Below are 25,694 nucleotides of genomic sequence, written 5' to 3'. Positions count from 1 at the left end.
GTGAAGGAATTACAAAGACAAATCAACCCAAAATATAAAGTATCAGGTTCTTTAGCATTTTTCCTTATTTGTTCTATTCAGATTGGAGTTGGTGTTTTAGGATTTCAGACATCGATTGTTGAACGTGTAGGTAATGACTCATGGATTCCGGTTTTGCTCGCAGGGTTAATGATTCATTTTTTGATTTGGATGATCTATAAAATTCTCAAATTTGGTAATGGTGATTTAATTACCATTCATTATGACGTTTTTGGAAGATGGATTGGTGGATTGTTTAGTTTTGTTTGGATTATATACTTTTGGACAATTGGGGTTATTGTTTTAAGAACTTATTTACAAGTTATTCAGGTTTGGATGTTTCAAGAAATTAATATTATTGTTGTGACATTGATTTTTAGTTTATTGCTTTATTATTTAATTACTGGGGGGTTCAGAGTAGTTGTAGGCGTTTGCTTTTTAGGTACTGTCATCCCATCTTATCTTATTTTTTCGTTATTTTATACAATGGATTATACCAATTTCAAAAGATTATTACCTGTTTGGAATCACTCAACGACAGATATTCTCTTAGCTACTCAAGAAATGACTTTTAGTTTTATTGGATTTACAGTCTTATTAATGTATTATCCTTACTTAAAAAAAGCCAACAAAACTAAATTATGGGGTCATGGAGGTAATTTTTTAACACTCTGTCTTTATATAATCATCATGGTTTTTTCATTGGCTTATTACACCAAGGGTCACTTACTTAGACAAAAATGGCCTACTTTAACTATGTGGAAATCAATTGAACTACCATTTGTTGAACGATTTGAGTATATCGGGATTTCATCATGGGCTCTAATCATTTTACCTAATATATGTTTAGCGTTTTGGGCAGCATCTCGTGGAGCAAGACAATTATTTAGATTCAGTCAACGAAAAGCTTTAATCATCATGTTAAGTTTGAATTTATTAGCAAATTATTTAATAAAAACTCAAAAAGAAATTGAGACCATTAATAAATTATTATCTCAATTTGCTTTCTATCTATTTTTGATTTATATTCCTTTTTTATTTATATTTTCTTACCTTCGACTAGGAAGGAGAAAACAACATGATTAAAAAATGGATTAGTCTTCTGCTCATATTATTGTTATTAACTGGATGTTTGAAGAAAAATATTCTAGATGATGTTCGTTTGGTCACAGCCATTGGATACGATCCAATTAATACTGAAGAACTAAAAATTACAACAGTTGTACCTTTATTTAGATCCGATCAATCTACATCAAGTGAAACACATACAGATATTGCTAATATTACAACTGAAGGAAATAAGAAAATGGATAACATGTCATCAAAGCCATTTGTTAAAGGAAAATTAGAAGTCATTTTATACAACAAAAAGTTGGCAGAAAAAGGTCTCTTACCAATCATTGATCTCCTTGTTCGAGACCCTTCTATTGGTACACGAGCCTTTTTAGCTATTTCTGACGAAGAGGTTAATCAGCTATTAAGTGGACAATATAGTTCCCAAGATAATGGTATGTACATAGCGGATATGATTAATCAAAATATTGAATTGGGTTTAACTCCTAAAATGAATCTACATCTATGGTTGAATGGTTTTTATGCTGAAGGATCTGACCCTTATGCTCCAATAATAAATACTTATAATCAGAATGTAAAAATAACAGGAATTGCTCTATTTAAAGATGATAAAATGGTCAGTGATTTGCCATCTGATTCTTTATTTACATTTAAAACGCTTGTTCAACCTAAAACCAAACGAGGAATTTTTACAGCAGAGTTAGATAACAAAGAAGTAGTCGCTATTTATAAGGTAAATGGAAAGCGAACAATTAAAGTAAAAAATATAGAACAATCTCCTACAATAAAAGTAGATATTAAATTATATGGAATTATTAAAGAATTTTCAGGAGAAGTTGTTAATGACAAAATCATGCATCAAATTGAAAAAAGTATTGAGGATAAAATCAAAACACAAGCATCTGAAATGATTTCACAATTTCAAGAATTAAATATTGACCCTGTAGGTTTTGGAGAAGAAATTAGAAGCAAATCAAGATCATGGAATCAACAACAATGGAATGATAAATATCCAGATTGTGAAATCACTGTAAATGTTGATGTAACTATTACTGAGACAGGGATTGTTAATTAATTTAAGGGTGCTAATCGCACCCTTAAATTAATATAATCTATACATCTACAGAGCGCATTTGTTTAAATAACTGATGACCAAATACAGCTGCACCGGCGACTAAAATTGATTGAATAAAGGCATCAAAGGTTACACCCAACACGATAGATGTTAAAACCATACTCATGAGTAATAAAGATAGTGGGATATAGCGACTCGGAAATAATTTAGCTGTTTTAATTATTTTTCCTAGAATCATCAAAACTGGAACTAAAATTAAAGCATCTTCCATAATGAAGTTTAAGATGTCCATTTTTCTCCCCTCCTTTATGGTTCAAAACGATCAATAAAGGCGTCAAACCCAGCATTTTTCAAATCTTCTACTCTTTGTTCTGCATTCTCTTTTTTGCTAAAAGAACCTGATATTACACGATATAAAACTTCAGGACTTGTTATGTCATTATTTTTCTCTTTGTAAGCAATTCCCTCTTCCCTGCATATCGCCCTTATTACAGACTCATACATTCCAATTCTATAATTTTTTTCTTGTAATTGATCTCGGTTTGGCCCGTCTAGAAATCCATACTCGACGATCGTAACCCTTGTACTTCCTGTTTCTCTATGCATATAATAATAATCTAATTCATCATTGTTAGGATACTTCCTAGTAAATGTTCTCCTAACTGGATAACCAGCTTGTTGAAATTCTTCTTTTAAAATTTCTTCGAAGCTACCACTTGCATAAATACTGTGTATAAATTCGGCGCCTGTCCCACCTCCAGCGTTGAAATGGTGTGAAATAGCTTTATCATACTCCCTCACTTTTTCGGTACGATTGTCTCTTGATAATGTTACATCTTCAGTTCGTGTTAGCGTGGAGGATACGCCTAACTCATTTAATCTTTCATTTACGTAAATGGCTGCTTCTAACGTCCATTCTTTTTCATTTTGTCCATACTTTACGGCACCTGTATCTTTTCCACCGTGTCCTGCATCTTGTATCCAGCGGCTCACTCTACATACCTCCTCTATACTACTTTTATTCAATGTTAATAGTTTTGAAACGGTAAATAACTAATTTCATTTATACAATCGAAGCACAGCCTTATAAGTAGTAAAGCGTTTAATCCTTTAATGAATTAATACCATGATAAGCTGGCGTTGTAAACTGAATATTCTATCATTTTTACCTAAAATTTTCTAAAGGGGTTTGAAACATAAAAAAATTCTAGCCATAAGGACTAGAATTTTTTATCTATTCAAAGTTTACTCCTGCATCAATAAAGACATTGTGGGCAATGAGGCCACCTGATTTATAATAATCATAAGTCAAATCCGCTTTCTCACCCTTAAAATTAATTGTGCCATCCGGTTTCATCAACGACATTACCATGACAGATGTTTTTTTACCATCTTTAATCTTATTAATCATATCTTGAATATGGTTGGCGTCTTGAGATTCATATAAGATTTCCCCATCCACGTTGATCGAAACTTCCGTGTATGTTTGTTCAGGTACCACGATATCAATAGCAGGGGCATTTAAAACTAACATTTGTTGACCTTCATTATCACATTCTTTTAATGCAATCTCTAATTGACCCTCGTCATTGAAAACTTTCTCAAGTTGTTGACAATTAAAAGTCCTCACACTTTCTGCATTCCCATATTCATCTTGAGTTGCATCTACAAAAAGCTCATATTTGCCACCTTGATTTTTAATTATTGTAAATATGGGGTCACCTTCAGTGGTATAGCTAACTTTTCTAATCGTTTCACCATTAAATAATCGATTAACTTGAACAATATTTTTGTGATCTTTTACTAAGGAAGTTATTAAATCATCTTCTTCATCAACGATACGTTCGATTGCTTTAGCTCCTCCTTGACCTGGATAAGACTCTGCAATCGCACCATGCTTAACTTTTACTTTTTCTCCAATTATGAATGAACTAACTAAATCAGCTTCTATCTCATCTAAGCTAAAAAATACAGCGTTTCCAGCTTTTTCATGAGCTTCTTCAATATCTATCTCACTATAAGGCTGTTCTAATTTCTTTTCAGTTATTAATACACGATTGTCTTCTATTTCAGCAATATATCCTTCAAAATATGTTGAGTTAACATCTTCATTTTCAGGTTGGTCTTTAGATTCGTCTGAGCCATTTTGTATGACATTATTTGTTCCACATGCTGCTAATACAGTAAGACCAAAAATTACAATTAAACTCATTATTTTTTTCAAATTTTTAACCTCCTTTACTTAACTAGTCGTAATGATTTTAAAAAAGGTTACAATGTTTTATAAGGAAAAGGATTTTAAAATATAAAGCCTATGTTTGATGATTCTACGAATCACTACAGGCGGACGCTTTCCGCGGGCACGGCCTCAACTTCCCAAAACTCACTCCCGTTCGTTTTGCGTGATTTTCGGCTCGTGCTGTTCCCGCGAAGACCTGGACGGTCAAGTGTCGACGTTGGCCACAGGACGTGGCCGATTCTAGTCGACCAGGAGTCGCCGCCTTTCGCTCTTCAAATAAATAGACTACCCTTAATTATTGCTTCATAATTATCAACATTAAGCTTTAACAACATCCAATATAAAAAACTGAACGCTCTTAAACGTTCAGTTAGTTAATTGTAAATCCAATTTTTCCAAAGTTCTTAGAATCTCTCAAATAAGTAAAAGCCTCTTGATATTCTGAGAGTTTAAACATTTGGTCTAACTCTGGCTTGATATTATTTTCTTCAATAAAATCTAACATCGATCGGAATTCTTCAGCACTGCCCATCGTGGATCCTAATAAATTAAACTGACCATAGAAGAAATGACGAATATCAATCTCTACTTGATCGTCAGTCGTTGCACCAAACGTCACAATGGTTCCGCCTTTTCGAATAACTTTTAATGATTTGTTAAACGTTGCACGACCTATACTCTCAATTAATAAGTCGATTGATTCTCCTTTAAGTTCTTCGTTCCAATCGGAATTCGTGTGAATCGCGACATCAGCACCTAAGCCCTTTGCTTTCTCAAGTTTTTCTTCACTTCTAGAAGTGACAATCACTCTTGCTCCAATGGCTTTACAGTACTTCAAAACAAATGTTAATACGCCACTACCGATTCCAGGTAACATAACAGTATCGCCTTTTTGGACTTTCCCTCGTGTAAATAATACTCGATAGGCAGTTAATGCTGCTAACGGTAAAACACCAGCTTCATCCCAAGATAGGTGAGCAGGTTTCTTCTCAACATGATTTTGATCCATTACAATATACTCGCTGAAAGTCCCATCATCAGGCATACCCAATATCTCAAAGCCTTCCGGTGGTGCTTCACTAATATTAGACCAGCCTAACCCAGGATTGATGACAACTTCATCTCCAATGGTCCATTCGTTGACTTCAGCACCAACTTCCGTAATGATTCCTGCCCCATCAGACCCTAATATAAGAGGACCATCCTCTACTTTATGACGAGCGGTAACCGCTAGATCGCGTCGGTTCATTCCTGAAGATTTCAACTGAACTTTTACTTGATTTGAAGCCACATTAGGTTCGTTTACATCCTCATAATTTAAACCATCTAAACCTTCTTGGTCTTTATGTACAATTGCTTTCATTGTGCACCCTCCTTAGTTAATGGCTGTAAATGCTGAGCAAATACGTTTAATTTCTCTAGATCTGAAATATCTTCTTCATATAAAGGAATTTTAACTAATTCTTGTTTAGCAAATTTTTGGTCAATATCTCTTAAATAATTTAACTCTATTTGTCTTCTTTTTTCTAAAAACTTGCCGTCTGCTTCTTTTGGCAGAACTTTATTAATAATTAATGTCCTCACATGTAAATGAAATTGATGCAATTGCTCAATAGCTTGTTCTGTTTCAATAATAGGTAAGCGCTCAGGAATTAACACGAATACAAAACCAGTCTGTTCTTCGTCTAGTATGACTTCTCTCACAGCAGAGAATTTTTCTTTTCTTGCTTGTAGAATGTCATAGATTGGATCATCAACCGGTTCCCCGTCATTTAATAATTGCGTATAATTATCGTTAATCTTCTGCCGTTTCTCCAGCATTCCATCAATCCATACACTCATCAATTCCGGCAAAGTAAGAAGTCGAATGGTGTGACCTGTAGGAGCCGTATCAAAGATTATTTTATCAAAATGATCTTTTTCATCTAAAATGATAGATATCAATCGGTCAAACAGTGCTGCCTCTTCCGCTCCTGGAGAGGCGCTTGCTAAATCTATTTGTCTATGAACTTCTTCGACCATTTTAGATTTAACCAAACCTTTTAAATTTTCTTTAACCTGATTCATATAACGTTTGGTTTCTTGAGTCGAATCAATCTCAATTCCCCACAAGTTCTTATCTAATTTCTTTTTTTCATGTGATAATTGCTGATGAAAAATATCTCCTAAATTGTGCGCAGGATCTGTCGATACAATTAATGTCTGATAACCTGCCTGTGCATTTGCAAGCGCTAAAGCAGCTGATGACGTCGATTTACCTACACCGCCTTTTCCACCAACAAAAACAATTTTTTTATCCTTAATAGAGCTCATATAATCACTCACCTTATCTAGCAACATCTAATTCCATCAAGCGGCGAATGTTCCATCCCCATCCTTAAATGCCAATCATGGAATTTTTCAATGATAAATGGATATAGTTCGAGCGTGTAATAAAATGCAGGGTTCGGGATGCCAAGCATATCCGAATAGACAAGCAATAGAAATAAATCATCCTCATCCCTTAGTTCCCTTGCAATCTCTGTTCGATGAGGCGTACTTAACATCTCATCATACATTTCAATGACTCTTTTTAATTTGTTAAAGATTTTCCGCTCAAACATTAACATCACCCTTTGCATCTAACATATTATTAACTATTTTATCAAAATCATCTTTATTTTCTAAATAATAACCATTAACAAATATTGCATCTAATTTTACATGAAACAACAAGTGTTTAATGGCATCGAATAAAGAAATGTTACCTTTTTTCCTTTGTTTAAAAAGATAACTCGCAATCATTGAAGTGTTCCTTGGGTCTACATAATTAATAGAGATTTGATCACCATATTTTTCTTTCCAATTCACATATAGCTCTCCTAACTGATTCCGCGAACCTTCTAAGTGTTTAAATTCATCTGACATGGTGATGAACCCGTCATCACTAACACCACCGCATCAACCAACGCCTATACCTTTTTCTTGTCGAACAATTATTACATCAACCACAGTAAGACCTCCTTTTTTATTAAGATTACAAAAGCCGCACACAAGGTACGGCTTTTGACTTTTATCCTACATCTTTTAATTCATCATTTTTATTTTCACTTAGAATAACTGATACGGCTGTAATAACAATCCAAAGCGCAAATATAAATACGATGGCACCAAAACTAAATAGTAACCAATCATGATTTGCTGCCCATGGAGCCCAGCTTGTAAAGACTTGAATGAACATGGCATATAACGTCATGAACATTAAGAAGATCATTGGAATTAGCGCTGGTAACATACTGCTACCTCTACGTTTCAAGAAGATAGCTAATAATAATAAACTAATCCCAGCTAATAATTGGTTGGATGTACCAAATAGTGGCCATAATAGATAACCACCTGAACCAAACCCATTAGGTCCTTGCGGAATCAATGTTAGAGCCGCACTTGATACAACAGCAATTGTTGTAGCAGCATGCTTCTTAGTAATTGAAGGAACATTATATTCAACACCTAGCTCTGAAATGATATAACGCATTAAACGAACAGATGAGTCTAATGTTGTTGCTGCGAAACTCACAATGATTACAGCAACAATCGTCGGTGCTACGGCTGCTGGAATACCAATACCAGTAGCTAAAGCACCAGCACCTTGTACGAATACGCCTAAACCACTACTACCCGCAGCTGAGAAACTACTATAAGTGGATAAAAATTCACCTTGTGAACCGAAGAATGTTACCACGGCAATAATTGCTACCAATGCTAGTAACCCTTCTCCAATGGCACCTAAATAACCGACAAAACGAACATCTCTTTCATTATCCAGTTGTTTACTTGTTGTCCCTGACGAAACAAGACCGTGGAAGCCAGAAATAGCACCACAGGCTACTGTAATGAAGAGTATCGGGAACCATGGTGTATCTGATACACCTGTATTGGTCATTGGTGCTGTAATTTCAGGTGAAGTCACAAATAAACCAGCATATAGGATTAATAAACCTAATACTAATTGGTGTGAATTAATATAGTCTCTTGGCTGTAAAAGCTTCCAAACTGGTAAAGTCGAAGCAATGTAAACATAGACCATTAAGATAATAATCCACACGAAGAATGCTGTCGAAGTTGCAGACATTCCTAAGAATGTAAATGCACCTTCTCCACCAAAGTAACGCACTAAATCAATTTGTAGTATGTCATAGTAGCTTGCTAGTATCGCTGTTCCATACATAACGATTAAAGCAGCAATCGACGGTAAAAGCATGCTACCACTACGTTTGTATACATGATACCCAATCCAAACCGCTAAAGGAATTTGGATAAATACAGATAAAACTGCAGATGGATTAGAGATAAATAATTTCGCAATAACCCAAGCAAATACTGCATTTACCATTAATACTAACAACAAAATAATAAACAAGAATAAGATCTTAGCACGTTGTCCAATTAATTTATTTGCCAACGTACCAACAGATTGTCCTTTATTACGGACTGACATAAATAATGTCCCTGAATCATGTACCCCTGCGGCAAAAACTGTACCAAGGATGACCCATAAAAAGGCCGGTAGCCAACCCCAGTATACAGCGATGGCTGGACCTACAATAGGAGCAGCCCCTGCTACAGAAGTAAAATGGTGTCCCCACAAAACGAATCGGTTAGTAGGAACATAGTCAACACCATCCTTATATTTGTGAGCTGGTGTTGTGTAATTCGGATCTAATCGGTATATTTTTTCTGAAATGTACTTGGAGTAGAAACGATAACCTAGAAAGAAAACCAGAAAACCAATTAGAGCTAACCAAATACCACTCATATCTCATACCTCCCCAATATTGTTAACGCTTACATTAAAATTTTATCGATATTTTATTTGAATTTCAAGATTTATCTAAAAATTCATTTAATTCGATACTATTAACCTAGTTGGGAAAGTCGATTAAATTTGATTGAACCTTTTGGAGGAATTTGAGCTGCACGCCATAAGTCATCTGAATGTATAGTACCTAATGTTGGGTAGCCTCCTGTTGTTTGTGCATCAGCTAAAAGTACCATTGGCTGACCACTTGGTGGCACTTGGACGGTGCCAAACGTAACCGCTTCAGAAACAAGATCGACTGGTTTGTTTAATGATAAAGGTTCACTCCCCTTTAAAAGCGTCCCCATTCTGTCGCCTCTTTGCACTGTAAACGGTTCTTCGTAAAAGCGTTGAATAGATTGAGAGGTAAATAATTGCTCATGAGGACTTGGTATGACATTAACTTGCACTTCGTTAATATAAGTTGGAATGTCCATAGATAGAATGTCATTCTCAACAGATGGTCGATAAAGTTTAGCAATTATAGTATCGCTCGATGCTAACCGTTTACCAAACCCTGCTTTTTCATAAACGGATTGTGAGCCTAAATAAGTTTTAGAATCAATACCACCAGGTAAGGCTACATACGCAATAACCCCAGCCTTTGGTCCTTTGAAAGTCAGTTTTTGATTTTTCAACAGTGTCATCGGTTTCCACATATCTACAGTTTGACCATCCACTTGAGGGTTTAAGTCAGCTCCTGTTATGGCAATATCTATATCTTCTAACACCAGGAATTCCACTCCACCAAAAATTACTTCTAAGGCTGCCGCATTTAATTCATTACCTATTATTCTATTGGCCTGTTCATAAGCGTACTGATCCATAGCTCCCGATACCGGCACACCATAAGACCGGTATTGGAATCTACCTTTATCTTGAATGGAAGTAAACACTCCTGATTTAATAACTTTTAACATATTACCTTCCTTTATTAAAAGATGATATTTGTATTCCTTGTTGATCTAATGCAGCCTTAATTTCTTTAGCATGCTCTAACGCGCTTGGTGTATCGCCATGCAAACAAATCGTATCCGCTTCCATCTCCACGGTTTTTCCTGTATTCGAGATAACTATATTGTCGTTAACAATCATTAGTACTTGTTTGATAATATCATCGGTTTCATGTTTCATTGCATTAGGCTCTGTTCTAGGCATAAGTAGTCCTTCATCTGTATAGGTTCGGTCAGCAAAAGCTTCTTGTACTGTGTTTAACCCAATCTCTTGTCCCGCTTCTACTAAAAAACTATTGCATAATCCAAATAATATTAAGGTCGGATCAAAGTCGTATACTGCTTTAGCAATTGCCTCAGCCACCTCTTGATCCTTATTGGCAAGATTATATAATGCACCATGCGGTTTAACATGTTGAATGTCGGTCTTGTTGGATTGCGCAAAAGCTTTAAAAGCCCCTAGTTGATACATCACTAAGTTATAGATTTCCTTATGACTAAAATCCATTCGTCTTCTGCCAAACCCTTGGATATCAGGAAACCCCGGGTGTGCACCAATGGCTACGCCCATTTCTTTGGCCGTTTGAATGGTGTGTGGAATCGTTTGAAAATCACCGGCATGAAATCCACATGCTATATTGGCAGAACTCACCACTTTCAATAATTCTTCATCACTACCAATCTGATACGCTCCAAAACTTTCGCCTAAATCTGCATTTAAATCAATTTTCATCGAACCACTCCACTTGAGGATTATATGAGGTTTGTATCATTTCATCATACGTTGCCTGATTTATTGAGTAAAATTTAATAGAATCACCAGCCTGAAACAAAAATGGAGATTCCCGGTCCATATCAAATAACTTAACAGGGGTGTAACCAATAATGTTCCAACCCCCAGGTGAGTTGACAGGATAGATTCCAGTTTGTTGACCTGCAATCCCTACACTTCCTGCTTCAACATTTGACCTCGGTTCATTTAACCGGGGTGTAGCCAGTCGTTCATTTAACCCTCCAAGGTACGGAAACCCTGGCAGAAAACCAATCATATAGACCATGTAAACATTCTGCTCATGAAGCTCAATAACTTCATCAATCGACAATTTATTATGATTAGCAACTATTTCTAGATCTGCACCTTTATATAACACCGGAATGTAGACTTTTTTAGATTGTGTAGCAGCATTTTGCATACTCGATTGATGCAGGCTATCTTTTATCTTATCTTTTAGTACTTCATAATTAATCAATTCATTATCAAAAAATATCGTTAATGTTGTATAAGCCGGTACTAAATCTACTAAATAAGGCTCATCAACATTTCGAAAAACATGATATAAACGTTGAACCTTTTGACTTGTTTCCTCATCAATCTCATTCCCAAATGAAATAACTATGGATTGATCATTTAAAGGGTAAATATCTACATTCATACTATAAAACTTCCTTTTTTGTCTTAATAATATAGGAGCTGACGAAGGTCAGAATGAAAGTGAAGCTAAAAAACACAATAAAGGACATTATTAATGAAAATCCTAAGATAAATATAGACTGGTATTCCACATTATCCGTTTTAAGATGAAAAGTAGCTCCATAGCTAAGCATAGTTGCTATTACAGAAAAAAATGCACTATAAACGCTGATAGATTTTATCCTGTCTCTGAGTTGTTCATAACTAAAATATTTTGATAAATACACAACTATAATAATAACTGCCCCTAATAAAGCCCACAAGACATAATCTATGGAATTGAAAGCATCAAAAAAGCCTTCAGAAATATCACCACTTAGCTTTCTTTTAGTAAACATATGATAGCTTGCTATATTTTCTTGAGTTGTCGAGTTCATTTCGGAAAATGCCGCTTTAAATCTATAAACATTTTGAAACACTAAATTAAATAAAACAATACTGATTTGACTAATGACCACTGGTGCTGAAATAATTGATGACTTCTCAATATATTCTATGGCATGTAATTCTCTTAAATAAAAAACATACAATAAACCACTTACTATAAGTAATAATACAGTAGTCATGATTAATAATTTAACAGCATATTTCATAGATAATATTAAACTAGGCAATTTATTTTCCCTAGTCATAATAAACCCTGAAAATATTGCGATAAAACCTATTAAAAAGCTTTTCCACAAAGCATCACTTGCAATAAACGAATAAGTAAAAGGAGTAAAGTTGTTATAATCCTCAGTGCCATGTGTTGTAAATAAGCTTAAAATAAATATTATCAATGCATACATCGAACTAAATACTAGAGCATAGATTACTAATCTTCTCCAGTCTGAAAATGGCTTTTTCTTACTATAAATTATACCAACTAAAAAGATTATAAATATAGTTAAATACAAATAATAAACTAAACCAGATTTAACCTGTGTTGTTTGATGCCCGCTATCTTTTCCAGCGTAATCATGACGGATTGTTTCTAAATAGACTGAATTTGATAACATCATTAAATCTAGTGAAGATATTACTGGATCGACTATACCCTCAGGATTGTGCCCTAGATTAATAGAGTCTTCACCTAATGACCTCCGTTTATTATTTTCATAATCTGAAAAATAGTTAAGATGCATAACAATTTCCATATTAGACTCGATATTTTGGTAATCGAAAGGCGTTGAATCGATTTTCCCCAAAGAAACAAAAGAGAGCAGCCAAATAGCCAATATAGTAATAATGACTAAAGGAAGTGTATGTAGAAATGCTTTTTTTACATCATTTTTCTTTATACTTTTAAGCGCTAATGCCCCTTCATTTTTAGGAATTATAGGTGATTGAACTACAGCTAGTGATTCCCCACAGGTCAGACAATATTGAGCATTTGGTAATTGATCGGCACCACAAGATTGGCAGCTTACTTGCTCCTCCTTATGTCTTATGACGGTTCGTTCTTTAATTTTATTTAGAGGGAATCCATCATTGATACAATAATTTGCATCTTTGTTATTGGCTGTGCCACACCTAGAACAATAGATCATAACGTCTCCCCCTAACCCTGACTTTGCCTGGAACCACAAACATGACAAAAATTAGAATGTATGACAATCGATGTTCCACAAGTATCACAATCCGTTTGAGATTCCTCTTCAGCTTTTTCAGTATTTTCTCCACATTTTGAACAATATACATCATCTGATTCTATTAAATTACCACATTGACACCGCCAGGCTTGTGTGGCATCCTGCCCTGACAATTTAATAGACAATTGATGAATGTATTGATCTAATTCATTAATCTGTTCACCAAAGTCTTTTAATTCTTCACTATATACTTGTCCAATTCGATATTGATAATAAATGGATTGGCCTAATTTCGTTAATAAATATGACTTCTCCTGTTGCAATCGATGTATTTCATTTCTATAATATTCACTCATATCCCATCCCCCTAACAATAGTTATATTTTAACATATCAATTTTTTGAATTTATTGAACATACTTAAAAAATTCCTTAGAGTCTCTAAGTTATACATGTTAAAATAAAGCTTATATTTGAATTAAAAAAGGAAGTGAACATATATGTCTAAGATTTTATTAACTGGTTTTGAACCTTTTTTATCCTTTAAAACTAATCCGACTATGGAGATTGCTAAAAAACTAGACGGTCAGTCCATTAACCAATATGAAGTTGTGAGTCGTATTTTAACTGTGGATTTCAATCGTTCTGGAAAACAAATGATCGATGCCATCGAAGAAGTTAAGCCTGATGTTATCGTAGCTCTTGGACTTGCTGGTAACCGAAAACATATTACGCCAGAAAGAATTGCGATTAACTGTAATGATGGCCCAGAAGATAATGAAGGAAATAAGCCTAACGGTGAAAAGATTTTTGAAGATGGCCCCGATGGGTATTTATCAACTTTACCTATAAAGGAAATGGTTGAAAACATTACGAAGAACGGTTTACCAGCCTCAATTTCAAATACAGCAGGTACATATCTATGTAATAATGTCATGTATCATGGATTACACCATGGACAACAAAATAATTATAACTATCGAGCTGGCTTCATCCATATCCCGCCATCTCATGACATTGCATTACAACAACCCAGTTTAGCTAGTTGGTCACAAGATGATTTAAATCAAGCCGTTCAGCTTGCGTTGGAAATTTTATAATATGTCTCTAAAATTGACCAGTCCTAATTATTTATAAGTTAGGACTGGTTTATTTTTAACAATGGATCTGTTAAAAAAGTAGTTGGTTCTACGGACCGTTTAGAAAATCAAACATTAACGAGGTTATGCTGCCTAACTAAAATAATTCATCTATTCATTTATTTTATAATGCCTGATTCAGTTATATCTACTTTTGTAACAATTTTCACTTCAATGTTAGGATAGGTATCCTCCCATTTTTTAATATCAAAATTTCTGTCCTGACTTCTTACCTTTGCCCCAATCCCAATCGGATCGATTTTAAGTTCTTGAAATTGTTTCATTAATTGTTTGCACAACTCACTTAGTTTTTTTTCTGTTGCCTGTGTGATGTTTTCTTTCACCTTTTTATTTATTTTATCACCTGTATATTCCATAATTGCACCTGATACTTCTAGACTTATAGTGATTTGGGGAGAACTATGTAGCTTGTCAATTTGAATATTTCTTTTTACATGAATATTATAGACTGATGCGTAGTCTGCTTCTGCTTGATTTGAAGAGTTTATTTTTACCATTATTGAATCACCTGTAGAAAAGTCCTGATACATGGCTCTAAAAGCGAATAAACTCTCCCCTGTAATATCGCCAACCATTTTCCCGTCCTTGAATAAAGCAACTCCTAAAATTTTGACTCCTGAATTATGTTTTATTATTAACGGCAAGAAAGGATCTTGTCCTTCTTGAAAATAAGATCTGGTAAAAAGGTGTAAGTTCGTGTGAGGTAACGTTCCGTTTTTAATTTCATGCTCAATTAAATTAGAAAGAAATATCCCATTATCTTGTTGTCCAAATTGTTGTTCTAATAAATTTTGGGTACTTCCGTCTACTATTCCAAGATAAGTACGCGCTCCAATACTCGGATCCCTATTTAATGTATCAATATAGTCAAACATCCCATACTTAGCTAATTCTTTGCTATAAAGAACTACTTCTATTTTTCCACTTACAAAAGGTTTTGATGATACCGTGTTTAATTTTTTTCTAACTTCCTTGCTAAGAGGTGCAGTGTCAGTAAAAGTATGACCTTCAATGCTCTTATCTGCTAAATATTCTGGGTAAGAAGCCGTAAGCGATACAGTTTCATTATCAATCAAATCAAACCCAAGAGCACTTACTAGCTGAACATCATCAATAACCTCTTGCTTTAAACAACCTGACAACAATGTGAAGATTCCTATTAGGTAAATATTATATTTATTTATTTTCATTATTTTCACTCCGTCTTAAAATGAAATAGGATAGAATAAATAAAATGGGAACATATATGGTAATTAAATAAAAACCAATATTCGAAACAGCGTTAAGGAATGCATTAATTTCTTCACGTTTTTCTAAGATGATACACGTTAAAAATGACACGATTAAAATAAACATTAAAGATTTCTTTTGACAAACTAATAATAATTGTCGCAGTCCTCTAGAAGAAGCCCAAAAAACTAAACAAATATTAGGTAAAATAACTAATACCCAAGTCGATATTCCAATATATTCAAACCTTTCAATGAACGGCATTTCAAATATTTTCCACATATTCAATGTTGCCCAAACTGTTCGATTTAATTGAGTTTCACTATAATATGATAATGAAAGTAACATTAATAAAGTATACATAACTATGGTTATGATGTTCCCACATGAGCCCATTTTTGCGATTTTTCGGGTTGTTTAATAAAAGGGTAATACATTAAAAGAGTTGAAAACCCTAAATAACTTATAATCATATGCTTAGAAGAAATCGCAAATTCTTTCAATGAGTGATTCCAAATGGGCAATATATTTTGAAATTCTGCAAAATTTAAGGGGAATATTAAAGTTAATATTAAATACAAAGGGATAATCATTCCTAAGAAACAAATACCTGCTACTGCTTTAAAACCTCCTATCACAATGTAGTAAACTAATGATAATAGAAGAAAACTTAGAAATGTAACACTGATATTAGGAAACATCCATACTTGAACAATTTCAATATATGTACGTAAAACAGCAATACCGATTAAAGTAAAATAAATAAGCCAAATAAAACTTAAGACTCCCCCAAACCACTTTCCAAAAATATCACGCTGTATAGTTATCAAATCTCCGCGTCCATATTTTAAAATTTTATATAACATCCATATGATAATGTGTACTAATAAACCTGCAAGAATTACTGAAATCCAACTATCATTCCCAATAATCCCTACGATTGTTTGTTGAAAACCTAATATGCCCACTCCAACTTGGATAGAGTGGACAAGGAATAAAACCAAAAAGTTTGAAATTTTATAATTATTATTAATAGTTCTTTGTATTTCCCTCATAATTGGCTCCTATCCATCCAATTCAGTAGAAGGTTTTCTTTTTTTTATTTTTTCTTTAAATTTCATAGTGTCTTCTGATTGCAGATAAACCGGTCTTTTAGATTGAGAAGAAAAGGGCAACCTGATAAACCCATCTTTTAAATCTGTTATTCTTGGAGGGTATATTGGTTCTAATATTGGTCTACCTAAGGAGGTTAATTTTAATAAATGAGCCAAGATATAACAGAAGCAAATCGTAATACCAAGTAAACCTAAAATGTGAGCGAAAAATAGAAATGGAAAACGAATAAGTCGAATCGTATTACCCATTTGATAAACAGGGGTCGTAAAAGATGCAAGTGCTGCTAAAGCTACAATTATAAGTAATACATTACTTGTTAACCCAGCTTGAACAGAAGCAGTCCCTATTACAATACCACCTACGATACCAATAGTCTGACCGACCTTAGTAGGAAGTCTTGCCCCAGCCTCTCTTAGTAGTTCGATAGCCAATTCTAAAAATATGGCCTCTAAAATCGGCGGTAAAGGAACCTCTCTCCTCGAAGTAACTAATGTACTGACAACATCTTTAGGAATTATTTCATAATGATAAGTTAATACTGCTACATAAATAGGAGTAATTAATATTGAGAATAAGACTGCGAATAGTCGGATGATACGAAAAAATGAAGCTACAATCCAATTTAAAAAATAATCTTCAAAAGCAGAAAAAAATTCAAGTAATGTAATTGGTCCTATTAAAGCATGAGGTGCACCATCAACTAAGATAGCTACTTTTCCTTCAGTAAGAACAGCTGAAATACGATCTGGTCGTTCAGTATCAATTAATTGCGGAAATGGTGAATTAGGGTTATCCGCTATTAATTGAGTAACATAAGAACTATCTGTTAAGTTATCAATACTAATTTCTTTAATTCTCTGTACAACAGTATTAACGTTTTCCTCATTTGCAATTCCTTCAATAGATAAAATGGCTACCTTTGTCTTAGATAGCTTACCAACAATAAACTGCTGGATAGTAAGTTCAGGTATAGGTAGTCTTTTTCTTACTAAATTTATATTGGTATCTAATGATTCAACAAATGATTCTTTAGGACCTACAACACTAAATTCTACTTCTGGCAAAGCAACGTCACGGGCCTTCTTCAATTCAGCTCTAATTAGAACTACTTCATCATTTTCTTCAAATCGAATCATGATTGAACCAGTAAATAATTGATCTTCTATCTTACTTAAATCATTAGTAATTGTAATGTTTTCGATGGGTATTACTTTTTTTATATCTATTAATGAATTAATTTCATTTTGTTTTAAGTATGGAAGAATATCGCGATGTAAGATTTCCACATCAACTAATGAATGATAATAAAATATTTTTAAATTCTTTTCTGGCTTTGGACTTTCAAGGGTTTCAAAATCTTGAGATTGTTTCATTTGCTTTAGGAGATCTTTTAAGGTTGCATCTACCTCTGGGTTTTCAGTATGATTTGTTGACTTTTTAAATTTGGACATCCAATTAAACAAGTTCATTAATTATCACCCACTTCTTTTCCACCTCGATGATATTCTCCCCATTTCTTCTTTATATAAACATCAAGGGTTTTAAGGTTTTTTTTATATTAAAACAAAAAAAGACAACCAACTTAATGATTGTCTAATAGATCCACTAATTCCAAAACAATATCAACATAATATTCAATAACTTGTTAGATAAGATAAAAAGGCGACAAATAATAAGTACACATTTTCACGAAAGAAGCCATTACAGTACTTAACTACCCCAGTCTTTAAAAAACTTATATAATTCATCAACCCTATAAGTTTTAAAAAGGAGCTCTTCCTCGTCATACACGAGCAGTACTGGAAATTGTTCAATATCCAGTACTTCTTTAAAGTCTACAACATAATCTTCATCATAACGCATCCACGAAGCATTAACTCTGTGTTCTGTACCCTCCAATATTTCCAATACATTCTTATAAAAAGACTCTTGCATTTCCTTAGGTAACTTTTTCCCATCTTCATACATTACAACTACATTAAAACCGTCATTATGTGATAGAAGTCTTGCATATTTCTCTTCGTAAGACATCTCTAATAAAATAATTTCAACTGGATGACCTTTAAAGTCATCCCCTCTCGGCGGATTAACTAACACTTTTTGCCCGTTTTTTATATCGCCGATTGATACTTTATTTTCATCTTCATGCATTATGACAGTTTCATCGGTTATCGTGGCTTTATAAGAATAACCTTCATCTGTCCAAGGGTTTTTACTATTTCGTTTTTCCCATTTAGAAATGTCAACAACTATGCTGCTCTCCCCTTTATTGACTTCCAATACTTTTCCTATCATTTTATCATCTTCATAATGACCATAGGGATTGTCTCCATAATCTCCCTCACTTTTACTACAAGCAGAAGCAAGTGAGATGACAAATAAGAAAAATATTAAAAATATAATGTTTCGTTGCAAGGAAGTCCCCCCTCTATTAACAGACATCTTATGATTCCATTACTCATGACCAAGCTATACTAGTTGTGTTCGTATCCTTTGATTTAATAAAAGTTTGATCGTTTGTACAGTATTTTCTACAAACCTATCGCCTTCATTTGGCGTAAGATATATAAATTCGTGGTCATCAGAAATCGTGTGGCTGCGATAAAAATTAGTGATATTTCTAATCTGTTCAAGTGTTTGACCTTGCGGAAAAAAATCTAGAAACTCTGGGAAATCAGTGATGTGTTGAAACTCAGTCCAAAAAATATTGTCTTTATGATTTTTAAGATATAAAAAATCTAATCCATACCAGTCTCTTTTAACAAGAGGAGTATATTCAGGAGTGTTTAGAATTTTCTCGAACACTTTTTCTTTTTTCTTTTGATCAGTAAATTCAATCCATTTCTCATCAGTCACCAAGTGGATATAATATCCAAGATAATAGGAAAACTCACCAAGTGAACTTTCTTTAACGTTACAGAGATATTATTGGTAAAAAGAATCAGAGTTGATATTTCCATCAATCTCGAAATGAGTAGTTTCTTTTGGAGGGGTGGGTTTACCATCCTTTGCGATGAGTCCACAATCTGGCCCAATGTTACCAATCAAAAATTCAATCTTGGAAACAGGGAGTTCTGCTTTTAATAATTTTTCAGTAATCCTAAAGTGAGTAACCCAAGTAGCCACATTTCTCACTCCCTAAATGTTTATGTATTTTTACATTGACAAGGTTTTCGTCAAGAGTGCTTATAAATCCTCTTTATATATTTTTTAAAACATCAATCAAAGAAATATTCTCCTCTACCAAAAAAATCAATTGCTATACCCTTATTCATATTAGCCCCATTTACTTGAAGAAGAGGCTTTACACTTTCTCTTTTGAGAAGCTTATTAACCCAAATACTAAAAAAATCATGCTGAATGTCCAGATAATTCCCGATATGCTTATTTGGAGTGAAATTTCTTCTGAGGCCATAGGATGATTGGAGTCAAATGTAATAACCCTTAAAGCAAAATTTGCTGCCACAGATACTAATAGTAAATGAAGGAATATCCATGTATACCCTAGATTATTATTCTTTTTTATCAAAAGGAAGACACAAATTAACATGCAAATTCCCATCACAGTTGAGAAGCCACCAATTAACAACCCTCTTACTTCCTCTTCTAATGGCATATAATTGCACCTCCAAACCCCAAAATAATTGTCTTAATGCTTAATATCTTTATCTTTTAAACTTAATTTTAACATAATATTCCAACAATTAATTTCTTTAAAACAAAAAAAGACAACCAATATAATGATTGTCTAATTAAACTACGGCCCTTTAGATCAATTTCTACTTACAATATATAATATTACTTTCTAGTATACTCGATCCAAATTTTTTAGTTTTAGAATTACAACAGAACTACTACATTCTCCATGTCTGCAGTAATTTCATTAAACTTTCCAGCCCAAGTAGGACTACCTTGTTCTGTTGAAAGGACAGTTTGAAATGTCAACAAATTACTTCTGGTATGAATGCAAATACAACGCAGTTTTATTTCCTTTTTTTGTTATAGTAGCCAGTGCCTAAAACACCTAGAAAAATTACAAATATCGCTACAATTATGCTTATATCCATATTTTCACCTCCTAATAAACGTTTACCTACTTGTTCATTTAAGTGTATCTAAATAATAGTTGTCAACGTCCCAAACATTTGAACAATATGTAGTCACTAATCTGATTTTAATTCTCACTCTCTTCAACTTGATTATCTGAATCATTACCTTTAAAACTGGCATATACACCAATAGATAAGCCTAATATCATAATTAAGAAACCCGTCCATAATAGATTTCTAAGTAACAGGAGCCCACCAAATAGTGTTAGATGAATACCGAATAGTTGTATTTGTATTGTAGATGGTTAATGGCTGCCCCTATATCAATTCTCATTGACTTTCTGGACAGCCCTTAACTTTTATTTATAACCGATCTTCTTCATCCCTCATTTCAAGGTCTTCTTCTGACATCCCATCCTGTAAATCTCTTGTTCGATGTGCAATCCGGCTCGAGGCATTAGCCGCAATACTTCCAATGATATCATCTAAAAATGTGTGACATCTGACACCATTTTTAGTATCGAGTCTTTCAATTACACCTATCTTTTGTTTATCAAGATGGCCATACGTCGTCACTGCGATACTTCCATAGCCCAAAGCAGCACCTAATGCGATGGTTTCATCCACCCCAAACAGCCCTTCATCCTGTGCGATCAGTGATTGTAAGGGTTCAGATAATTTATTTTCTTCTGCTAAGACATCTAATTCAACACCCACTAAAATAGCATGTTGGATTTCACGTTTTTCTAACACTTTATCTACACTTTCAACGCAATCTTCCATACGAAGAGATTCATTATAAGGTGCTTGCATGATATAGACAATATCTGCAATATCCTCAATCGTAACACCTCTATCTTCAAGGCGTTTACGGGCAGCTTTCTCTACTTCTTGACTCTTTATATGAGAACGTACTGTCATACGCTATCCCCCCTTATTATAATTATATCATTTTCAATGTTTTTTAATAATTACAAATTTTTAATCTTTTAAAAAAAGGGCTTGTCTTAAAAGCCTTCTCGTTAGCCAACTTCCTAAAGTATGATAAAATAATTTTTGAAAGTTCATACTGATAAATTTTATGATTGATGGAGGTTTTAAGCTTGGGAAGAAAGGGTACGATGGTAGAAAAAGATATTGATAGCCAGTATCTTGATGAAACATTAACACTTAAAATTTTTAAACCAGAAAATTATTCGCCCTTATATAAATATCATATCTGCATCATGCAAGATGGAAATGATTACTATCAGCTTGGAAGAGTTGCGACAGTAAGTGACCGACTCCATGAAGAAGGTGAAATTGAGAATACGATTTTTGTAGGTATTCATTATCAAGACCGTTATGATCGTTGGGATAAATATCACCCTGATGGTGAAAGAAATAAAGCCTATATTAAATTTTTAGTTTTCGAGGTGGTGCCTTTATTGGATAAAGAACTACCAAGTTATCATGTAGGCTCTTGCCGAGTACTTATGGGCGACTCACTCGGAGGAACAGTGTCCTTAATGACTGCTCTTAAGTATCCAAATAATTTTGGTAAAGTCATTATGCAATCCCCGTATGTTGATGAACAAGTGATTGAAGCCATTAAACAATCTGATGACGTTAATAATATGAGCATTTACCACACGATTGGATTAGATGAAACTGAAGTGCCTACCACAAAAGGGGACAAAGATGATTTTTTATCGCCTAACAGAGATTTAAATGAAGTACTTTCACAGCGAGCAAGTGATTACACTTATAAAGAATTAGAAGGAAAACACACTTGGAAACAGTGGCAAAAAGATTTACCTAATGCTATTAAAACGATTTTCAAAAATTAAGTTTTTTTTACGGACGATAAATTTTTTCATTTTTTGTTATAATAAAAGTTAGAATAAAATTCTGTTACGTGTAATTTAGTCTTAGGAGGTTATGAAAATGTCAAAATTAAAATATGGTATCGCTATTTTCCCATCAAAAGAAATCCAAGACGTTGCTAACTCTTATCGAATGAGGTATGACCCACGTTACAATAAAATCCCGCCTCATATTACATTAAAAGAACGTTTTGAAGCTAGCAAAGAGGAAATTAATGAAATTGCAGAAGAATTAAATAAAATTGCTTCAGAAGTACAACCCTTTGAAATTGAGATTAATAAGGTAAGTTCATTTAGCCCAGTGACAAATACTGTGTATTTAAAAGTTGAACCGCACGACCAACTTTCACTTTTAAACGACAAAATGAATGAAGGGGTTTTCCCTGAGTCTCAACAATATGCATTTGTACCACACATCACGATTAGCCAAGACTTATCAGAAGACGAGCATTCAGATGTTTATGGAAGTATGAGAATGTTAACATTTGACCTAAAAGATACTGTAGATCGTTTCCAATTACTATATCAATTAGAAGACGGTGCTTGGACAGTATTTGAAACATTTAAGTTAGGAAAATAATTTATGAATATCTACCGTGTTACTAAAGAAAACCAATTAAAAGATGCCTATAATGTAAGAAAAATTGTTTTTGTTGATGAACAAAATGTGCCTCCAGAAATGGAATTAGACGAACATGATGAAACGGCTGTTCACTTTGTTGGTTACTTTGAAGACCGACCCATTGCTGCTAGTCGTTTAAGGTTTGTAGACCAATACGGAAAGCTAGAAAGAATTTGTGTGCTAAAGGAAGAACGGGGAAAGCACTATGGCATCCAAATGATTAATCAAATGGAGCAATATTTAATTGATCAAGGCGTTAAAAAAGCTAAATTGAATGCTCAAACACATGCAGAAACTTTTTATAAAATACTAGGGTTCCAGACTGTGTCCGATGAATTCATGGATGCCGGAATCCCTCACGTAACCATGGTTAAAGATTTAAGCTGACGAGTATACTCGTCAGCTTTTTTTATGGTTATTTTTTATATGTATTGACCATAATGGATAAAAGGTACATGTATTTTTATTCAGGATGGTGGAGAAATTGGACTTCGTCAAAATACTAACAGAAAGTCTAGTTGGGTTTGGGGCTTTATTTGTCCTTACTAAAGTTCTTGGTAAATCCCAAATCACACAGATTACAGCCTTTGATTTTATTGCTGCTCTTGTATTAGGGGAACTTGTAGGTAACGGTTTATACGACCCACAAGTCGGGGTCTGGCATGTATTATTTGCCGTATCCATATGGGGAGTCATGATTTATCTCACAGAATGGTTTACTCAGAAATATCGACGGACCCGATCTATTTTAGAAGGCAAACCATCAATTGTCATCCGTCGCGGACAAATTCAACGGGACGTTATGAAGAAATGTAAGTTAGATATGAACCAGTTAATGCACCTGTTGAGGGATAAAGATGTCTTTTCCATACAAGAAGTGGAATATGCAATTTTTGAAACAAATGGGTCGATTAACATATTGAAGAAATATATTTACCAAAACCCGACGAATAAATTCTTTAATGCTGCACCTCAAGAGACTATATTACCTATCTCAGTTATTACTGATGGTGAACTCATTGAAGAAAATATTATGGAAATTGAGTGGGATAAGCAGCAGATTTATGATGAAATTTCGAAACAAGGGCTGTCTTTAAAAGAAGTGATGTACGCTGAATATAATAAGGAGGAAGGGCTGTATGTGTTACCATACTAAGCACCTTCCTCCTCTTTTATTTTAAACATCCAGCGAAATTGCTGAATGTAGTGCTCTATATTACCTTTATTAATTAAAGCAGTCAGATAAGCTGTCACTGCCGTTCTAAATAATAAGAACATAGATAATTGATCAGCCTTTACTTTCATCGCTTCACATAATTCGGCTACGATATCTTCATGAGAAACAGGTTGCTTGTCCTGAATGATACAGTAAACTTTATGAAGTAATTCCTTATGATATTCAATATTTTTTTCTACAGTATTTAAATAGTCTTCTTCATAAGGACCATGTCCTGGCACTGAGCCATCAAATGAATAACTTTTTAGTTTTTCTAAACTATTAATGGTTTTATCAACACTTGTGATATACGGAATCTTATGCTTCAATATCTCTTTTTGTCCAAAGTAACTATCTGCAGCAAATAAGGTTCCATTAATACCTAAGGCAAGTTGATTATAACTATGACCAGGCGTTGCAATAGCTTCAAAATTAAAGCCATCAATTTCATAGTGACCTTCATCGATCGTTAAATCCACTTCTATAGGTGGACCTTCTAAAAATTTATTTCTTAATTCGTCTAAGGGATCATTGCCTGAAAATAGATAGGTGGGTTCTAACACAGGATGTTTAATTATAGCTGCTTCTAAGGTAGGGGCTATGATTTTGACTTTGTACGATTCCTTTAAATATTTTGCTCCGCCATAATGGTCTGCATGTGCATGTGTAATAAATAGGTGAGTGATAGGCAAATTCTTCTCTTCTAACTGTCGCACTACTTTGCGAATGGCTGATTTATCAATAGCCGCATCGATAATTATGCCTTGATTACCTTCATGCACATACCCAATATTGACTGAGCTTTCAAAAACGTAATTGTTTGAATTAATTTGTTGCATCTTCATTAACGAAACTCCCTTTTAAAATAATTCATTAAATAGTTTCGCTAAAATGTTGTCCTTTTCCTGTAATTTCAGCTAATTGTTTGTGGTTTTTATTCATAAATTTTGTATCATCAGGTTGATATACTTTAGCAGGACTATAAGTCTTGCGTGCTTCTTGTTCTAATTCTTCTTGATCTTCTGAGTTGAATTTTCGCTTCAATTCATTTAATTCTGTTCTAAATACGCGTTCTAATGCTAAATCAGACTGGCGTCTATTAGATACCTCACGACGTTGGTATTGATTATATTGATGAAAGTCAACTGGTAAAATATAACCCATAAAACCAACCTCCTCTAATATTACTTTACCCGTTA

At 33.9% G+C, this 25,694-nt stretch carries 29 protein-coding genes and 1 pseudogene; 7 read left to right on the top strand and 23 right to left on the bottom strand.

All coding sequences use genetic code 11. The annotated features are described in order from the left end of the window. Positions 1 to 1,104: a GerAB/ArcD/ProY family transporter gene (locus tag E3U55_RS12560; protein WP_194840915.1), complete on the top strand. Its 1,104-nt coding sequence runs from the start codon at positions 1 to 3 to the stop codon at positions 1,102 to 1,104. Continuing rightward, on the top strand, positions 1,097 to 2,167 hold the full coding sequence (locus tag E3U55_RS12555; protein WP_134340827.1) for a Ger(x)C family spore germination protein: 1,071 nt from the start codon (positions 1,097 to 1,099) through the stop codon (positions 2,165 to 2,167). The genes E3U55_RS12560 and E3U55_RS12555 overlap by 8 nt, the downstream gene beginning before the upstream one ends. A gap of 37 nt (positions 2,168 to 2,204) precedes the next feature. Here the strand turns inward: E3U55_RS12555 and E3U55_RS12550 are convergent, their stop codons facing one another. The 13 genes from E3U55_RS12550 to E3U55_RS12490 form a co-directional block, all read right to left on the bottom strand. Continuing rightward, positions 2,205 to 2,459: a phage holin family protein gene (locus E3U55_RS12550; protein ID WP_134340826.1), complete on the bottom strand. Its 255-nt coding sequence runs from the start codon at positions 2,457 to 2,459 to the stop codon at positions 2,205 to 2,207. A 14-nt stretch (positions 2,460 to 2,473) separates the two neighbouring features. Beyond that, positions 2,474 to 3,160, bottom strand: coding sequence for an N-acetylmuramoyl-L-alanine amidase (locus tag E3U55_RS12545; RefSeq protein ID WP_194840914.1), 687 nt, complete (start codon positions 3,158 to 3,160; stop codon positions 2,474 to 2,476). A 241-nt stretch (positions 3,161 to 3,401) separates the two neighbouring features. Next, positions 3,402 to 4,391, bottom strand: a complete 990-nt coding sequence (locus E3U55_RS12540) for a DUF3221 domain-containing protein (protein WP_134340824.1) — start codon at positions 4,389 to 4,391, stop codon at positions 3,402 to 3,404. 385 nt (positions 4,392 to 4,776) lie between these two features. Beyond that, entirely contained in the window at positions 4,777 to 5,769 is a 993-nt protein-coding gene (locus tag E3U55_RS12535) for a zinc-binding dehydrogenase (RefSeq protein WP_134340823.1), read from the bottom strand. Next, the gene (locus E3U55_RS12530) at positions 5,766 to 6,719 is read right to left on the bottom strand and encodes an ArsA family ATPase (RefSeq protein WP_134340822.1); all 954 of its coding nucleotides are present in this window, start codon (positions 6,717 to 6,719) and stop codon (positions 5,766 to 5,768) included. The genes E3U55_RS12535 and E3U55_RS12530 overlap by 4 nt, the downstream gene beginning before the upstream one ends. 17 nt (positions 6,720 to 6,736) lie before the next feature. After that, positions 6,737 to 7,009: a cory-CC-star protein gene (locus E3U55_RS12525; protein ID WP_194840913.1), complete on the bottom strand. Its 273-nt coding sequence runs from the start codon at positions 7,007 to 7,009 to the stop codon at positions 6,737 to 6,739. After that, positions 7,002 to 7,313, bottom strand: coding sequence for a hypothetical protein (locus E3U55_RS12520; RefSeq protein WP_134340821.1), 312 nt, complete (start codon positions 7,311 to 7,313; stop codon positions 7,002 to 7,004). Before E3U55_RS12520 ends, E3U55_RS12525 begins: the two co-directional genes overlap by 8 nt. Before the next feature lie 145 nt (positions 7,314 to 7,458). After that, entirely contained in the window at positions 7,459 to 9,201 is a 1,743-nt protein-coding gene (locus E3U55_RS12515) for a carbon starvation CstA family protein (protein WP_134340820.1), read from the bottom strand. A 101-nt stretch (positions 9,202 to 9,302) separates the two neighbouring features. Then, on the bottom strand, positions 9,303 to 10,163 hold the full coding sequence (locus tag E3U55_RS12510) for a 5-oxoprolinase subunit C family protein (protein WP_134340819.1): 861 nt from the start codon (positions 10,161 to 10,163) through the stop codon (positions 9,303 to 9,305). 1 nt (position 10,164) lies between these two features. Then, the gene (locus tag E3U55_RS12505; protein ID WP_134340818.1) at positions 10,165 to 10,929 is read right to left on the bottom strand and encodes a LamB/YcsF family protein; all 765 of its coding nucleotides are present in this window, start codon (positions 10,927 to 10,929) and stop codon (positions 10,165 to 10,167) included. Then, positions 10,919 to 11,629, bottom strand: a complete 711-nt coding sequence (gene pxpB / locus E3U55_RS12500) for a 5-oxoprolinase subunit PxpB (protein WP_134340817.1) — start codon at positions 11,627 to 11,629, stop codon at positions 10,919 to 10,921. The genes E3U55_RS12505 and pxpB overlap by 11 nt, the downstream gene beginning before the upstream one ends. A gap of 1 nt (position 11,630) precedes the next feature. Further along, a complete protein-coding gene (locus E3U55_RS12495; RefSeq protein WP_134340816.1) occupies positions 11,631 to 13,196 on the bottom strand; it encodes a zinc ribbon domain-containing protein in 1,566 nt (521 codons plus the stop codon). 11 nt (positions 13,197 to 13,207) lie between these two features. After that, on the bottom strand, positions 13,208 to 13,594 hold the full coding sequence (locus tag E3U55_RS12490) for a zinc ribbon domain-containing protein (protein WP_134340815.1): 387 nt from the start codon (positions 13,592 to 13,594) through the stop codon (positions 13,208 to 13,210). 143 nt (positions 13,595 to 13,737) lie between these two features. On the opposite strand from E3U55_RS12490, the gene pcp reads away from it, so the two are divergent. Next, a complete protein-coding gene (gene pcp / locus E3U55_RS12485) occupies positions 13,738 to 14,337 on the top strand; it encodes a pyroglutamyl-peptidase I (RefSeq protein ID WP_134340814.1) in 600 nt (199 codons plus the stop codon). Positions 14,338 to 14,495: 158 nt separating this feature from the next. Here pcp and E3U55_RS12480 read toward each other — a convergent pair whose 3' ends face one another. The 8 genes and pseudogenes from E3U55_RS12480 to E3U55_RS12440 all read right to left on the bottom strand — a co-directional run bounded on the left by E3U55_RS12480 (position 14,496) and on the right by E3U55_RS12440 (position 21,713). Continuing rightward, positions 14,496 to 15,587, bottom strand: a complete 1,092-nt coding sequence (locus E3U55_RS12480) for a Ger(x)C family spore germination protein (protein WP_134340813.1) — start codon at positions 15,585 to 15,587, stop codon at positions 14,496 to 14,498. Further along, positions 15,574 to 16,682: pseudogene (locus E3U55_RS17725) on the bottom strand (GerAB/ArcD/ProY family transporter). Before E3U55_RS17725 ends, E3U55_RS12480 begins: the two are co-directional and overlap by 14 nt. A 9-nt stretch (positions 16,683 to 16,691) precedes the next feature. Continuing rightward, positions 16,692 to 18,212, bottom strand: coding sequence for a spore germination protein (locus E3U55_RS12465; RefSeq protein ID WP_134340810.1), 1,521 nt, complete (start codon positions 18,210 to 18,212; stop codon positions 16,692 to 16,694). A 241-nt stretch (positions 18,213 to 18,453) separates the two neighbouring features. Then, positions 18,454 to 19,158 (bottom strand): hypothetical protein, encoded by a 705-nt coding sequence (locus tag E3U55_RS12460; protein ID WP_134340809.1) that lies wholly within the window; start codon positions 19,156 to 19,158, stop codon positions 18,454 to 18,456. 54 nt (positions 19,159 to 19,212) lie between these two features. Then, positions 19,213 to 19,602, bottom strand: a complete 390-nt coding sequence (locus tag E3U55_RS12455; protein WP_134340808.1) for a hypothetical protein — start codon at positions 19,600 to 19,602, stop codon at positions 19,213 to 19,215. A 66-nt stretch (positions 19,603 to 19,668) separates the two neighbouring features. Then, positions 19,669 to 19,869 (bottom strand): hypothetical protein, encoded by a 201-nt coding sequence (locus E3U55_RS12450; protein WP_134340807.1) that lies wholly within the window; start codon positions 19,867 to 19,869, stop codon positions 19,669 to 19,671. 178 nt (positions 19,870 to 20,047) lie between these two features. Further along, complete coding sequence (locus tag E3U55_RS12445) at positions 20,048 to 20,359, bottom strand: hypothetical protein (RefSeq protein WP_134340806.1); 312 nt, start codon at positions 20,357 to 20,359, stop codon at positions 20,048 to 20,050. A 796-nt stretch (positions 20,360 to 21,155) separates the two neighbouring features. Next, positions 21,156 to 21,713 carry a phosphatidylglycerophosphatase A family protein gene (locus E3U55_RS12440; protein WP_134340805.1) on the bottom strand — a complete coding sequence of 186 codons (558 nt, stop codon included), beginning with the start codon at positions 21,711 to 21,713 and terminating at the stop codon, positions 21,156 to 21,158. A 182-nt stretch (positions 21,714 to 21,895) separates the two neighbouring features. Here E3U55_RS12440 and E3U55_RS12435 point away from each other — a divergent pair, with 182 nt between their 5' ends. From E3U55_RS12435 to E3U55_RS12420, 4 genes are all read left to right on the top strand, one after another. Further along, entirely contained in the window at positions 21,896 to 22,621 is a 726-nt protein-coding gene (locus E3U55_RS12435) for an alpha/beta hydrolase (RefSeq protein WP_134340804.1), read from the top strand. Positions 22,622 to 22,718: 97 nt separating this feature from the next. Continuing rightward, entirely contained in the window at positions 22,719 to 23,237 is a 519-nt protein-coding gene (locus E3U55_RS12430; protein WP_134340803.1) for a YjcG family protein, read from the top strand. 3 nt (positions 23,238 to 23,240) lie between these two features. After that, a complete protein-coding gene (locus tag E3U55_RS12425) occupies positions 23,241 to 23,666 on the top strand; it encodes a GNAT family N-acetyltransferase (protein ID WP_134340802.1) in 426 nt (141 codons plus the stop codon). 88 nt (positions 23,667 to 23,754) lie between these two features. Continuing rightward, complete coding sequence (locus tag E3U55_RS12420) at positions 23,755 to 24,435, top strand: DUF421 domain-containing protein (protein WP_323740416.1); 681 nt, start codon at positions 23,755 to 23,757, stop codon at positions 24,433 to 24,435. Here E3U55_RS12420 and E3U55_RS12415 read toward each other — a convergent pair. After that, entirely contained in the window at positions 24,432 to 25,340 is a 909-nt protein-coding gene (locus tag E3U55_RS12415) for an MBL fold metallo-hydrolase (protein ID WP_134340800.1), read from the bottom strand. The two genes, E3U55_RS12420 and E3U55_RS12415, sit on opposite strands and share 4 nt — an antisense overlap. A 28-nt stretch (positions 25,341 to 25,368) precedes the next feature. Continuing rightward, positions 25,369 to 25,659, bottom strand: coding sequence for a hypothetical protein (locus tag E3U55_RS12410; protein ID WP_134340799.1), 291 nt, complete (start codon positions 25,657 to 25,659; stop codon positions 25,369 to 25,371). Positions 25,660 to 25,694 lie beyond the last annotated feature (35 nt).

It is taken from the genome of Filobacillus milosensis (assembly GCF_004402015.1).
GTDB lineage: Bacteria > Bacillota > Bacilli > Bacillales > Alkalibacillaceae > Filobacillus > Filobacillus milosensis.
This window is presented reverse-complemented; position numbering and strand designations above follow the sequence as displayed.

Coding starts and splice junctions, on each gene's coding strand:
- E3U55_RS12525 (WP_194840913.1), bottom strand. CDS start 7,009: ATGTTTGAGCGGAAAATCTTTAACAAATTAAAAAGAGTCATTGAAATG.
- E3U55_RS12490 (WP_134340815.1), bottom strand. CDS start 13,594: ATGAGTGAATATTATAGAAATGAAATACATCGATTGCAACAGGAGAAG.
- E3U55_RS12555 (WP_134340827.1), top strand. CDS start 1,097: ATGATTAAAAAATGGATTAGTCTTCTGCTCATATTATTGTTATTAACT.
- E3U55_RS12550 (WP_134340826.1), bottom strand. CDS start 2,459: ATGGACATCTTAAACTTCATTATGGAAGATGCTTTAATTTTAGTTCCA.
- E3U55_RS12410 (WP_134340799.1), bottom strand. CDS start 25,659: ATGGGTTATATTTTACCAGTTGACTTTCATCAATATAATCAATACCAA.
- pcp (WP_134340814.1), top strand. CDS start 13,738: ATGTCTAAGATTTTATTAACTGGTTTTGAACCTTTTTTATCCTTTAAA.
- E3U55_RS12505 (WP_134340818.1), bottom strand. CDS start 10,929: ATGAAAATTGATTTAAATGCAGATTTAGGCGAAAGTTTTGGAGCGTAT.
- E3U55_RS12535 (WP_134340823.1), bottom strand. CDS start 5,769: ATGAAAGCAATTGTACATAAAGACCAAGAAGGTTTAGATGGTTTAAAT.
- pxpB (WP_134340817.1), bottom strand. CDS start 11,629: ATGAATGTAGATATTTACCCTTTAAATGATCAATCCATAGTTATTTCA.
- E3U55_RS12520 (WP_134340821.1), bottom strand. CDS start 7,313: ATGTCAGATGAATTTAAACACTTAGAAGGTTCGCGGAATCAGTTAGGA.
- E3U55_RS12530 (WP_134340822.1), bottom strand. CDS start 6,719: ATGAGCTCTATTAAGGATAAAAAAATTGTTTTTGTTGGTGGAAAAGGC.
- E3U55_RS12430 (WP_134340803.1), top strand. CDS start 22,719: ATGTCAAAATTAAAATATGGTATCGCTATTTTCCCATCAAAAGAAATC.
- E3U55_RS12480 (WP_134340813.1), bottom strand. CDS start 15,587: ATGAAAATAAATAAATATAATATTTACCTAATAGGAATCTTCACATTG.
- E3U55_RS12495 (WP_134340816.1), bottom strand. CDS start 13,196: ATGATCTATTGTTCTAGGTGTGGCACAGCCAATAACAAAGATGCAAAT.
- E3U55_RS12510 (WP_134340819.1), bottom strand. CDS start 10,163: ATGTTAAAAGTTATTAAATCAGGAGTGTTTACTTCCATTCAAGATAAA.
- E3U55_RS12425 (WP_134340802.1), top strand. CDS start 23,241: ATGAATATCTACCGTGTTACTAAAGAAAACCAATTAAAAGATGCCTAT.
- E3U55_RS12465 (WP_134340810.1), bottom strand. CDS start 18,212: ATGAACTTGTTTAATTGGATGTCCAAATTTAAAAAGTCAACAAATCAT.
- E3U55_RS12445 (WP_134340806.1), bottom strand. CDS start 20,359: ATGCCATTAGAAGAGGAAGTAAGAGGGTTGTTAATTGGTGGCTTCTCA.
- E3U55_RS12515 (WP_134340820.1), bottom strand. CDS start 9,201: ATGAGTGGTATTTGGTTAGCTCTAATTGGTTTTCTGGTTTTCTTTCTA.
- E3U55_RS12415 (WP_134340800.1), bottom strand. CDS start 25,340: ATGAAGATGCAACAAATTAATTCAAACAATTACGTTTTTGAAAGCTCA.
- E3U55_RS12440 (WP_134340805.1), bottom strand. CDS start 21,713: ATGACAGTACGTTCTCATATAAAGAGTCAAGAAGTAGAGAAAGCTGCC.